This is a genomic window from Microbispora amethystogenes, assembly GCF_016863015.1.
GTDB classification, from domain to species: domain Bacteria; phylum Actinomycetota; class Actinomycetes; order Streptosporangiales; family Streptosporangiaceae; genus Microbispora; species Microbispora amethystogenes.
Window position 1 is genome coordinate 1 of record NZ_BOOB01000157.1, and the last position, 627, is coordinate 627.

1 protein-coding gene is annotated in these 627 nt (G+C 70.5%); it reads left to right on the forward strand.

Translation table 11 applies throughout. The annotated features are described in order from the left end of the window. The coding region (locus Mam01_RS36150) for a Mu transposase domain-containing protein (RefSeq protein ID WP_204289708.1) at positions 1 to 627 on the forward strand (627 nt) is incomplete at both ends.

Sequence of the window (627 nt, forward strand, 5' to 3'; positions counted from 1 at the left end):
TACCAGCCTGGCCAGCTCACGCAGTGCGATCTGTGGTTCCCCGAGCCGCGGATCCCGGTCGGGCAGGGCCAGCAGCGGATGCTGCCGGTCCTGGTGATGACGCTGGCGTTCTCCCGGTTCATGACCGCCACGATGATCCCCTCCCGCCAGGCCGGGGACATTCTGTCGGGCATGTGGGCACTGATCAGCGGCATCGGCCGGGTGACCACGACCCTGCTATGGGACCGGGAGTCGGCGATCGGCGGCACCGGACGCGTCAGCGTCCCGGCGGCGGCGTTCGCCGGCACGCTGGCCACGCAGATCAAGCTGGCCCCACCACGGGATCCGGAGTTCAAGGGCCTGGTCGAGCGGCACAACGGGTTCTTGGAGACCTCGTTCCTGCCCGGGCGGACCTTCGCCTCACCGGCGGACTTCAACGAGCAACTCACCGGGTGGCTGGCCCAGGCCAACACCCGGACCGTCCGCTCGATCCAGGGCCGCCCGGTGGACCTGCTGGAGGTCGACTACCAGTCGATGCTGCCGCTGCCGCCGCTGGCCCCCGCGACCGGCCTGCACCACCGCGTCCGGCTCGGGCGCGACTACTACGTGCGGTTGGACACCGTGGACTACTCCGTCGATCCCCGCGTC